The organism is Sandaracinus amylolyticus, from assembly GCF_021631985.1.
GTDB lineage: Bacteria > Myxococcota_A > Polyangia > Polyangiales > Sandaracinaceae > Sandaracinus > Sandaracinus amylolyticus_A.
This window is the reverse complement of record NZ_CP070225.1, coordinates 1,080,848-1,091,253: the sequence shown is the minus strand read 5'-3', so window position 1 is coordinate 1,091,253 and position 10,406 is coordinate 1,080,848. Positions and strand designations below refer to the sequence as shown.

At 73.3% G+C, this 10,406-nt stretch carries 10 protein-coding genes; 9 read left to right on the top strand and 1 reads right to left on the bottom strand.

The window, feature by feature from the left end; all coding sequences use genetic code 11:
- The first annotated feature begins 62 nt into the window (after window positions 1-62).
- The 6 genes from I5071_RS04520 (at window position 63) to I5071_RS04495 (ending at window position 6,286) form a co-directional block, all read left to right on the top strand.
- On the top strand, window positions 63-1,964 hold the full coding sequence (locus I5071_RS04520; RefSeq protein WP_236604143.1) for a hypothetical protein: 1,902 nt from the start codon (window positions 63-65) through the stop codon (window positions 1,962-1,964).
- A gap of 24 nt (window positions 1,965-1,988) precedes the next feature.
- Complete coding sequence (locus I5071_RS04515; protein WP_236604142.1) at window positions 1,989-2,864, top strand: SDR family NAD(P)-dependent oxidoreductase; 876 nt, start codon at window positions 1,989-1,991, stop codon at window positions 2,862-2,864.
- A 164-nt stretch (window positions 2,865-3,028) separates the two neighbouring features.
- Window positions 3,029-3,193 carry a hypothetical protein gene (locus I5071_RS04510; RefSeq protein WP_236604141.1) on the top strand — a complete coding sequence of 55 codons (165 nt, stop codon included), beginning with the start codon at window positions 3,029-3,031 and terminating at the stop codon, window positions 3,191-3,193.
- A gap of 188 nt (window positions 3,194-3,381) precedes the next feature.
- Window positions 3,382-4,626: a DUF4350 domain-containing protein gene (locus tag I5071_RS04505; RefSeq protein ID WP_236604140.1), complete on the top strand. Its 1,245-nt coding sequence runs from the start codon at window positions 3,382-3,384 to the stop codon at window positions 4,624-4,626.
- Window positions 4,627-4,656: 30 nt separating this feature from the next.
- Entirely contained in the window at window positions 4,657-5,616 is a 960-nt protein-coding gene (locus tag I5071_RS04500) for an AAA family ATPase (protein ID WP_236604139.1), read from the top strand.
- A 61-nt stretch (window positions 5,617-5,677) separates the two neighbouring features.
- Window positions 5,678-6,286, top strand: coding sequence for a hypothetical protein (locus I5071_RS04495; protein ID WP_236604138.1), 609 nt, complete (start codon window positions 5,678-5,680; stop codon window positions 6,284-6,286).
- 24 nt (window positions 6,287-6,310) lie between these two features.
- On the opposite strand, the gene I5071_RS04490 is transcribed toward I5071_RS04495, so the two are convergent.
- Window positions 6,311-7,519: a hypothetical protein gene (locus I5071_RS04490; protein WP_236604137.1), complete on the bottom strand. Its 1,209-nt coding sequence runs from the start codon at window positions 7,517-7,519 to the stop codon at window positions 6,311-6,313.
- Window positions 7,520-7,594: 75 nt separating this feature from the next.
- Here I5071_RS04490 and I5071_RS04485 point away from each other — a divergent pair, with 75 nt between their 5' ends.
- Genes I5071_RS04485 through rsmA form a run of 3 tightly spaced genes read left to right on the top strand, consistent with a single transcriptional unit; the run spans window position 7,595 to window position 10,353 of the window.
- Window positions 7,595-7,825: a hypothetical protein gene (locus I5071_RS04485; protein WP_236604136.1), complete on the top strand. Its 231-nt coding sequence runs from the start codon at window positions 7,595-7,597 to the stop codon at window positions 7,823-7,825.
- Between the two features lie 42 nt (window positions 7,826-7,867).
- Window positions 7,868-9,523, top strand: coding sequence for a DUF58 domain-containing protein (locus I5071_RS04480; protein WP_236604135.1), 1,656 nt, complete (start codon window positions 7,868-7,870; stop codon window positions 9,521-9,523).
- The gene (gene rsmA / locus I5071_RS04475; protein WP_236604134.1) at window positions 9,520-10,353 is read left to right on the top strand and encodes a 16S rRNA (adenine(1518)-N(6)/adenine(1519)-N(6))-dimethyltransferase RsmA; all 834 of its coding nucleotides are present in this window, start codon (window positions 9,520-9,522) and stop codon (window positions 10,351-10,353) included. Before I5071_RS04480 ends, rsmA begins: the two co-directional genes overlap by 4 nt.
- The last annotated feature ends 53 nt before the right edge of the window (window positions 10,354-10,406 follow it).

Here is a 10,406-nt window from a genome sequence, read left to right as displayed (position 1 = left end):
AGGGCGGAATCCTGACCCATTCCCCTGCCCTAGCGCACGTATACTCCGACACCGTGCCTCAAATGAAGTGGAAGCGTACGAGCGCAGTGACCGCGCTCTCGCTCGTCGCGCTCCTCGTGATCGCGTGCGATTCGGATGGACCCGGCTACGGCGCCGCGTGCGGTGAGTGCGCCGACGGCCTCGCGTGCGTGGCGGGCGCGACGTTCCCAGGAGGCTATTGCTCCCGCGTCTGCGAGGACGGCGCGTGCGGCGAGGGCGCGATCTGCGCGAACGAGCTCGGCCCGCCGCTCTGCCTTCTCGCGTGCGACGCGCCCTCCGACTGCCGCGACGGCTACCAGTGCTGGCGAGGCGCGTGCCGCGCGACCTGCGACGTCGATCCCAGCACCTGCGGTCCCGCCGCGACCTGCGTCGCGGGGCGCTGCCAGCCCAACGGATGCACCAGCGATCCCGACTGCCCCGGCGGGCGCTGCGTCGACGGCACGTGCGTCACCACGCCGCCCGACGACGCCGGCGGCACGCTCCCCCACGGCGCCGCGTGCACCACGGACGACCAGTGCGCCTCGGGCCTCTGCCTCCCGCCCGATCGCGGCGGCATCTGCACCGCGCCGTGCGAGACGCTCTTCGACTGCATCGATCGCGTCGACCTCGACACGTTCTGCGCGCCGGTCGCGCGCGGCGGCGGGCTCGAGACCGCGTGCGTCCCCACCGCGCCCGGCGGGGCCGAGCCCGCGCGCCCGTGCACGAACGACGACGACTGCCTCTCGCGCACCTGCGTCGGCGGCCAGTGCACCGTCTCGTGCGGCGATGCCACCGACTGCTTCACCGGGCAGCGCTGCGGCGACGTGACCTGGAGCGGCGCGACGTTCCAGGGCTGCGGCTACGCGCCGGGCACCGGCGTCACGACGATCGAGCTCGGCGAGCACGATCTCGCCGCCGGCGCGGGCACGACCGATCTCGCGTTCGCGACGCCGCCCGACTCGGTGAGCGTCACGCTCGTCGCGCGCACCGTCTCGGGTGATTCGCTCCCGCTCGCGTTCTACGACGTCCACGATCCGCGCGAGACCCGCATCTTCTCGTTCGACGAGATCGCCGAGCTCCGCGACACGCCCGATCGCTGGCTCCCGCTCGACACCGAAGAGGCGATCGCGATGCTCGTGCCCAACGCGACGCGCGAGCGCCTGCCCTACGTGCCGGGCGCGCATCGCGTGCGCGTCATCGCGATGCAGCGCACCGAAGGTGACACCGGACGCACCCGCGTCCGGGTGAGCGCGCTCGTGAAGCGCGCCCCCGGAGGAACGGTCTCGTCGGGCACGATCGATCTCGACGTGTTCCTCGCCGGCGTCGGCGTGACCGCGTCGCAGGCGGGATCGAATTCGCGTGTGCAGAACGCGCTCTCGCGCTTCCGCGAGGTGATGTCGCGCGCGTCGATCACGCTCGGCGACGTCGCGTACCACGACGTCTCGGGCGCCGACGCGACGCGCTACCAGGTGATCGACTCGACCGAGGGCTCGAACAGCGAGCTCGCCGGGCTCTTCCGCCTCAGCGCGCCGCGCACCGGACAGCGCGTCGCGATCTTCTTCGTGCGCTCCATCGGCGGCGGGGGCGGCGTGCTCGGCATCGCGGGCGGCATCCCCGGCCCGCCGGGCGTGCACGGCACGATGCACAGCGGCGTCGTGGTCACGTTCGACTCGGGCATGGTCGGCGACGGACGCCTCGCGGGCCACATCATGGCCCACGAGGTCGGGCACTTCCTCGGCCTCTATCACACGACCGAGCAGCTCGATCCCTGCAGCCCCGGGCAGACGTCGGACTGCGCGCCCTTCGGCGCGACCGACGTGATCGGCGACACGCGCTACGGCGACACCACGAACCTCATGCACTGGTCGGTGGTCGGCGCCGCGAGCAACGACCGGCTCACTGCCGGGCAGGCGTTCGTGCTGCAGCGCAGCGCGCTCGTCCGCTGACGCGCGCCTGCTAGCTTCGGCCGCGTGAGCGATTCGTCGTCGTCGGAGCTCGAGGGCCCGGTCCTCGCGGGAAAGGTCGTCGTCGTCACCGGCGGAGGCCGCGGCATCGGTCGTGCGATCGCCCTCGCGTGCGCGGCCGAAGGCGCGAAGGTGCTCGTCAACGACCTCGGCTCGGACCTCGCCGGTGAGGGCGCCGACCCCACCGTCGCCGACGCCGTCGTCGCGGAGATCCGCGGGGCGGGCGGCACCGCGATCGCCGACGCACACGACGTCTCCGCGCCGGGCGCCGCGAGCGCGATCGTCGATCGTGCGGTCAGCGAGCTCGGCCGGCTCGACGCGCTGATCTCGTGCGCGGGGATCGTCGCCGATCGTTCGGTGCTCAAGACCGACGACGCGCTGCTCTCACGCGTGCTCGACGTGCACGTGAAGGGCACGTTCGCGCTCGTGCGCGCGGCCGGCCAGGTGATGGTCGATCGCAAGGAGGGCGGCGCGATCGTGCTCTGCACCGGGCCGTCCGCGTTCTTCGGCGCGCGCGGTCAGTCCGCGATCGGCGCCGCGTCGGCGGCGATCGTCGCGCTCACGCGATCCGCCGCGCTCGAGCTGCGCAAACATCGCGTTCGTGTGAACGCGATCGCGCCGACTGCGCGCACCCGCCAGACCGAGGAGCTCCCGACCTTCCAGGGCATCCACGAGGGGTCGATGAGCCCCGGGCACGTCGCCCCGCTCGCGGTCTTCCTGTCCTCGTCGCTGGCCGAGGACGTCCACGGCGAGGTGCTCGGGATCGCGGGCGCTCGGGCCTATGCCTTTCGCGCGCGAGAGACGACGGGATCTTTCAGTGATGGAAGACCTCTTTCCGTTCGTGAACTACGCGACGTGTGGCGAGACATCACGCGGGCGTGAGCGACCGGGAGGAAACGCATCGGAAGCACGGAGCTAGACACTGGCACCTGCGTTGCTATCATCGCTCGTCAGGTGCTCTGTGCGAGGCGGACAGCCGGCTTGCGGAGAACGCCGTTCCCCCGGAACGGGAGGCCGACCCTCCCAGGGAAGGAAGGAGCTGGCCGATGTTGCCCCCCTACATCATCGAGCAGATCCGCAGGCGTGAGCTGGAGGAGGCGCAGGAAGCGCCGGTGATCCAGCTCCCGCTCCCCGAGCCTCGTCGTCGTCGCGAGCAGAAGCCCGCGACGGAGGAATCGGATCGAGGCGTGATCATCATCGACCTCGCCTGATAGCGACATTCGGATCGTGGTGGGCATTCCCGCCCACCCGCGATCCCGGAAACGGCGGCGCGACCGAGAGGTCTCGCCGCCGTTTCGTTTTCCCGCGCGGCGCGTTCCCCGCTCCATTTCCAGCGCCCGCCCGGCTCCGCGACCCGAACCCGGACCCCGACCCCGTTCTTCGCTATTCTCCGCGCGCAGTGTCGTCTCGCCCTCGCTCATCCCTCGTCGCGCTGCTCGCGCTCGCGCTCGTCGCGATCGCTGCGCGCGCGGGAGCGCAGGACGCGGACTTCGCGCCCGAGAGCGACGCGTGGAACGGCCTCGGCCGCTTCGTCGCGATCGCGCGCGAGCGCGGCGTCACCCTCGAGATCCCGGCGCGCCTCGACGTCGGCACGCTCCAGCCCGCCGACGCGCTCGTCATCGTCTCGCCGAACGACGAGCTCCCCGCCGCGAGCCTCACCGACTTCATGCGCGCCGGCGGGCGCATCGCGCTGGGCGACGACTTCGGGCGCGGCGACACGCTCCTGCGCACCTTCCGCATCGGACGCGGCCGTCCGAACCGCGCCGACGCGCTGCGCCTGCGCGGCAACGAAGAGCTCCTCGTCGCGCGCCCCAGCGCCGGCCATCCGCTCACCGAGGGCGTCTCCGCGCTCGTGACGAACCACCCGATGGTCGTCTACCACCCGGAGCTCGAGCCGATCTTCTCGTTCGGCGAGCGCGACGCCGTGGTCCTCGCGGGCGCGGTCGGGGCGGGCCGCCTCGTCGCCATCGGGGATCCGAGCGTGCTCATCGCCAACATGCTCGAGCTGCGCGGCAACCGTCGCTTCGCCGAGAACCTGGTCGGATATCTCGAGGGCGAGCGCGGCGGGCGCGTGTTCCTCATCACGCCGGGCGCGGTGATGGTCGGGCGCTACGGCGAGCCAGGCGCGGATCGCCCGCTCCACGACGTGCGCGCCATGCTCGAGCGGCTCGCCGACGTCGAGCTCCCCGAGAGCGCGCTGCGCATCGCGGCCGCCGCGATCGCCGGCATCCTGATGGTGCTCGCCGCCGGCGTGCTCCCTCGCAGCTCGCCGTACGCGGGCGCCGCGATGTTCGCGCGTCCGAGCGTCCCCGGCGGCTTCGCGGGCCGCATCGAGTGGTTCTCGCAGCGACCTGCGAACCTCGGCGACCCTGCGATGGTCTACAAGCTCGAGCTCGAGATCGAGCTGCACCGGCGGCTCGGACTGATCGCGCCGGTGTCGATCGACGACGTCGCGAACCGGATGAAGGCCAGAGGGATGCGAGCGGACGACGTGGAGAGCGCACGCAGGTTGCTCGGCGAGCTCGCCGAGCTGCGCGAAGAGTGGGAGCGCGGTACGCGTGGTGACGCGCTGCCCGAGGCGCGCTTCCGGAAGATCCTGGCGTCCGGCGAGGCGCTGCTCGAGAAGGTGCGGAACCTGGGATGATGCCCCGTGCTCGCTGGAGACACTGACAAGATGAGCGCGCCGATCGAGCCCCGGACGCTCGCGTACGTCGCGGAGCGCGCCCACGCCGTCGTCGACGAGGTGCAGCGCGTCTACGTCGGGCCGCGCACCGTGCCCGAGCTCTTGCTCATCACGCTGCTCGCCAAGGGCCATGCCCTCCTCGAGGGCGTGCCCGGCGTCGCGAAGACGACGCTCTGCAAGGCGTTCGCGTCGACGCTCGGCGCAGGCTTCCGGCGGATCCAGTTCACGCCGGATCTCCTGCCCGCCGACATCACCGGCACCTACGTCTTCTCGCCGCGCGAGGGGACGTTCCAGCTCCGCGAAGGACCGATCTTCACGAACGTCCTCTTGGGCGACGAGATCAACCGCGCCCCCGCGAAGACCCAGAGCGCGCTCCTCGAGGCGATGCAGGAGCACCAGGCGACGATCGAGGGCGACACCCGCCCGCTGCCGACGCCGTTCATCGTGCTCGCGACGCAGAACCCGGTGGAGCAGGCCGGCACCTACCCGCTGCCCGAGGCGCAGATCGATCGCTTCCTCGTGCGGCTCCTGATCGGCTATCCGAGCGCGCGCGACGAGCGCGGCATCCTCCGGCGCTTCCTCGAGGGCTCGCCCCAGCCCCAGCAGGTGCTCGCGCCCGAGCAGATCCTCGCGATGCAGCAGATGGTCGGTCAGGTGCACGTCGAGGAGGAGATCCTCGACTACGTGGTGCGCCTCTCGACCGCGACCCGTCAGCAGGCGCGCGTCTTCCTCGGCGCCTCGCCGCGCGCCTCGCTCGCGCTGGTGCAGGCGGCGCGCGCGAGGGCGCTGATCCAGGGGCGCCCCTTCGTCATCCCCGACGACATCAAGGCGCTCGCGGTGCCGGTGCTCGCGCATCGTCTCGTCCTCACGCCCGAGGCCGAGATGGAAGGCACCCAGCGCGAGGCGCTGATCCAGAAGGCGCTCGAGCAGACGCCGCACCGCTCCGCGTAGCGCGCATCCCCCGACGTGGGGATCGCGCGCGAGCTGGACCGCGAGTACGCTCGCGCCCGTCATGGGGGCGAAGGCGATCGCGACGTGCGTCGTGATCGCCGCGATCATCTCGATCGCGGCGACGAATCGCGCATCGGCGCAGGAAGCACGCGCGCTGGGCGTTCCGGTCGCGCCGATCGCGCTGATCGGCGAGGTCGCGCCGGGTGTCGCGCGGGCACGGGTGCGCGTGACGTCGAGCGAGCGCGGGCTCGTGCTCTATCGCGTCACGCGCGAGGTGCGCGCCTGGGAGCCTCCGGAGGACGGAGACTTCGAGCGCGTGTGCGACGCGCCGTGCGATCTCGACGTCGCGCCGGGCGCGCACCGGCTGACCCTCGGTCGTCGCGACGACGCGCCCGATCCCTCGTACCGCGAGCTCGACATCGCGCAGCCGGCCGAGCTCGAGCTGCGCTACGACGATCGCGGCGACGCGCGCACCGCGGGATGGATCACGCTGGGCGTCGGGCTCGACGTCGGCAGCCTGGTGTTCGTCGGCGCGATGATGGCGGGCGAGGACGGGAACCTCGCGACCAGCCTCGTCGTCACCGGCACGATCGTGATGAGCGTCGGCGTGCTCGTCGGGATGTCGCTCGCGTGCCTGGGCGACGCATCCGACCTGCGTGTGCGGTTCTGAGGATCCGTCGCCGCGTCCGACCGCTCACGACGGCGAGTCCTCGCGGGCCGCGACGAACACCGCTCGCTGCCATCGCCAGCGCGCTTCGCGCTCGGCATGACGACCGCACTCCGGGCAACGCAGCAGCGCGCCCTCCGGCTCGGCGCCCCACGCGCGCGCCAGCTCGCTCCACGCCGACGCGCGCAGGTACACCCCGCCGTTCGCGTAGACGCGATCGGGCCGCGCGCCCAGCGCCTGCGCGAGCGGCGCGCACCGCGAGCAGCGCGCGACGAACGCGTGATCGCGGTCGAGCACCACGACCACCGCATCGCCCTCCTCGAGCTCCCGCTCGACCTGCGGCGCGTCGACGAACGACGTCCCCTCGGGCACGCCGCCGAAGCCGCTGCCGTCGTTCGACGTCGCCGACACGGAGCGTTCGTAGCGCCCGTGCGCGGTGGGCCGGAAGCAGACGTGCGTGATCCACTCGTGGGCTCGCTGCGTCGAGACCTCCACCGCCAGCCCGCGATCGATCATCGCGCGCAGCGCCGGCCCGAGTCGCTCGAGACCGCCGGGCGGCACCGGCTCCGGCTGCGTCGGCGCAGACGTCGCGGGCGCAGACGCCGCCGGCGTCGTGACGGTCGGCGCGGGCGTCGCGGCAGCCGCCGCGCGCGTGACCGCAACGGCCGGCGCGGGCATCACCGCGGCGATCGCCGGCGCCGCCACGACCGCGGCGGGCGCCGCCGAGGGCGCTCGCGCGGGCGCCGGGACGGCAGGGGGCGCGACCCGCGACTGCTGAACGAACGCGAGCCGATCGGCGAGCAGCCGCGTGACGTCCGCCACCGCGCTGCGCGCGCGGTGGTAGGGCACCACCGGGAACCGCGGCGACGCGGTCTCGCGCCGGATGGCGATCACGCGATGCCCGAGCCCGACGTCCTCGTCGGCCTCGACGCGCGCGAGATCGATCACGCGGATCGGCTCGAACGCCGCCGCCCACGGCGCCTCGGCGCGCAGCTCGTCGTCCAGCGTGATGATCGCGACGCGTCGCGCCCGCACCACCGTCCACACCAGCGCCGCGAGCGCGCCGATCGCGATCGCGACCCCGAGCGCCCCGATCGACGGCGTCGCGACCGCGCCGCCGATCGCTGCCGCGATCGCGATCAATCCCGTGCCCGGGTCGCGCCGCGTCGCGTAGCGCAGCGTGATCCGCAGCCCGTGCTCGCTGCGCTCCACGGTGCCCCAGGGCCTTCGGTCCACCACGCCCGCGAGGGTACGTGCTCCCGATCCCCACGTGCACGCCTGCGCGTCTTCTTCGCGGTGCTCGCCTGCCTCGTGCTCGGCGCGCCGGGCCGCGCGAGGCGCGTCGACGCCGAGGCCGACTCGCTCGCGCTCGCGGAATCGGCGATCGGACGCGCGGCGTCACGCCGACCGGGATATTTGCGCGCGATGATCTTCGACCTGCCGCTGTTCATCAGCGGCATCTCGATCGTGGCGGTGGGCGTGTCGATCGGGATGGCGCTCGCGTTCCAGTGGGACAGCGCCGAGGCGGTCATTCGGTTCTAGGCGCGGCATCGGGCGCCGCATGCGCGCTACAGTCAGCGCCTCGTGCTCCCGATCCCCACGCGCACCGCGGTCGCGGTGTTCTTCGCGGTCCTGGTGTGCCTGGTCGTCGGCGCCCTCGCGGGCTCGCTCGCTGCGACCGTCATCGGCGCGACCGGGATGATCGGGCTCGCGGCCGCGCTCGCGGCGACGATGCCGGTGGGACGGCGGGTGCGGCGGCAGCGCCTCGAGTTCGCGTGGTGGCTCGGGCACGGCGATCCCGGCGCGGGGGGCGGCGCGGTCGTTCCCGGCGCGCCCTTCGACGTGCGCTGCTTCATGCGCCATCGCGGGCTCGAGCCGCTGCTGCTCGCGTCGCTCGAGCCGATCGTGCCGGGCGGCGCGACACGGGTCGACGACGAGGCCGACTCGCTCGCGCTCGCGGCGTCGGCGCGCACCGAGTTCACGTTCCGCTTCGTCGCGCCCGCGGTGGGCCGCGTCGTGCTCCACGGGCTCGCGGTCACGCTCCACGGGCCCCTCGGGCTCTTCGCGGTGCCGCTCTACTTCCCGAACCCGCTCGTCATCAAGGTGCTGCCCCAGGCCGCGGCGCGGATGCCCACCCAGGCGCGCGTGATGCCCGGTCTGCCGGTCGAGCGCAGCGGCGCCGCGCTGCTCGCCCCCCACGGCGGCGGCACCGAGCTCCGCGAGCTGCGGGAGATGCGTCCCGGCGATCCCTTCAAGTCGATCGCGTGGAAGCCCAGCGCGCGCCGCGGAAAGCTCCTGGTGCGCGAGGTCGACCAGGAAGTGCAGGAGACGCGCTACGTGGTGCTCGACGCGAGCGGCACGATGCGCGGCGGTGAGCCCGGACGGCGCAAGCTCGACCACGCGATCGAGGCGGTCGCCGCCGAGGCCCGACGCACCCTCGCCAGCGGCGATCGCTTCGGCGTGATCACCGTCGACGGTCGTGTCCTCGCGCACGTCGCGCCGCGCGACGGAGCCGCGCACGTGCTGCGGGTGTTCGACGCGCTGCTCGCGGCGACCGAGGTCGTCGATCAGGACCTCACCGACGTCGACGACGACGAGGTCTGCGCGATCGTCGGGCGCTACGTGCGGCAGCAGGACGGCGTCGACTTCTCGGTCGCGCCCTCGGGCCGCCCCGGCAGCGGCGCGTGGAACGTCTCGTTGCTGGTGCGCCACGTCGGCAAGGCGCTCGCCGCCGAAGAGGCGAAGGAGGAGCCGGTCGTGGCGTCCTCGCCCGCGACCGCGATGCTGCGGCGCTTCTGCCGGGTGCGCGGCATCCCCCTGCCCTACCGGCCCGATCCCCGCGACGGCTCGAAGGGCCCCGGGCTCGCGGCGAGCCTTCGCGAGCTGGTGCAGAAGAGCTTCGGCCCGATGTCGATCACGGTCATCACCGACCTCGACGGGCTCGGCGATCCCGCGCCGCTCGTCGCCGCGGTGAAGCTGCTGCGCCTGCACGGCCACGAGGTGACGTTCGTGGTGCCCGACGGGCCGAGCTTCACGAGCGCGCCCCGCACCCCGCTCGAGAAGGACCTCGTCGAGGTCTACGCGCGCGGCGAGCGACGCCGCGCCGACGAGATGCGCGCGCTGCTCGCGCCGATGGGCGTCGCGCTCACGATCGCGGCGGCGAGCGACGCACCGGCGATGCTGCTGTGGAAGGCGACGAACCGACGCGGCGGACGCGCACGCGTGGCGGTGGGCGCGTGAGCAGCGCGCCGCAGTGGGAAGACCCGCGCAAGGTCCTGGCGCGGCACGGGCTCGCGCCGAAGAAGGCGTTCTCCCAGAACTTCCTGGTCTCGCGTCACGTGGTCGACGGCATCGTGCGCGCGATCGCGCCGCGCGACGGCGAGCGGGTGATCGAATTGGGCCCCGGGCTCGGCACCCTCACGGGCGCGCTGCTCGGCGCGGGCGCGCGGGTCGTCGCGGTCGAGAAGGACCGCGAGATGATCGCGGTGCTGCGCGCCGAGCTGGGATCGAACGAGCGCTTCGAGGTGATCGAGGGCGACGCCGCGGCGGTCGACCTCGCCGCGCTCGCGGGCGGGGAGCGCATCGCGCTCGCGGGGAATCTCCCGTACGCGATCACCGGCGGCATCGTGCGCAACCTCTGCGAGCACGCCGCGAGCCTCTCGCGCGCCGTCATCATGGTGCAGAAGGAAGTGCGCGATCGACTGATCGCGAAGCCCGACACCAACGACTACGGCGCGCTCACCGTGTTCGTGCAGGCGCGCTTCGACGTGAAGCCCGTGCTCAAGGTGCCCGCGGGCTCGTTCCATCCGCCGCCCAAGGTCGAGAGCGCGGTGGTGATGCTCGTTCCCCGCGAGGTGCCGCGCGCCGAGGAGACCGAGTCGTTCCGCACCGTCGTGCGCGCTGCGTTCCAGGCGCGCCGCAAGACGCTGCGCAACGCGCTCGGACAGGCGGTCGGCGTCGAGCGCGCCGAGCAGGCGCTCGCCGCCGCGGGCATCGACCCGAAGCGGCGCGGCGAGACGCTGTCGATCGAAGAGCTCGCGAAGGTCGGCGAGGCGATCGGAGCGCCGTGAGGGAGAACGCGCGGCGCGCGGAGGAAGGAGCTCCGCGCGCCGCGCACCACGAA